The 474-nt window shown below is 74.1% G+C and carries 1 protein-coding gene; it reads right to left on the minus strand.

The genetic code is table 11. The features are described from left to right. Window positions 1-119: 119 nt before the first annotated feature. The coding region (locus tag E1289_RS37875; RefSeq protein ID WP_131989012.1) for a LytR C-terminal domain-containing protein at window positions 120-474 on the minus strand (355 nt) is incomplete at its 5' end.

Consider the following 474-nt stretch of genomic DNA (forward strand, 5'->3'; position numbering starts at 1 on the left):
GGGGCAGGGGGGCTGGGGGATTTGGGAGTGCTGTCCTACCTAAGACGCTTTGATGCGAGTGCCGGGTTACGCGCCCGACACGATACCGATCTCCCGTGACATATGGGTTTCCGCGGGGTTCAGGTGGCCGCGCAGACGTCCCGGTCGGCGCGGATCTCGCCGGCGACCCTGGGGACCGACGCGTTCAGGCCGCGCAACCGGGCGCCGGTCTTGCCGATGACGAGGTAGACCCGGCCGGGCCGGGCGGCGCGCCAGGCGCGCGGCTCGGGGCCGGGGACCGCGATCGCCATGCGGGCGGCCTGCCGTTCCGCGCCCGCACCGTAGAGGATCTGGGTGCGCGCGTACGTCCGGTCGGCGGTGCCGACCTTGACGACCTGGAAGCCGCGCTCGGTGAGCTGGTCCGCCGTCCGCTGCGCGAGGCCGGGGGTCCCGGCGGCGTTGTAGACGCCGACCCTGACCTGGGCGGGCGGGACG

The sequence above is a fragment of the Actinomadura sp. 6K520 genome (assembly GCF_004349245.1).
GTDB lineage: Bacteria > Actinomycetota > Actinomycetes > Streptosporangiales > Streptosporangiaceae > Spirillospora.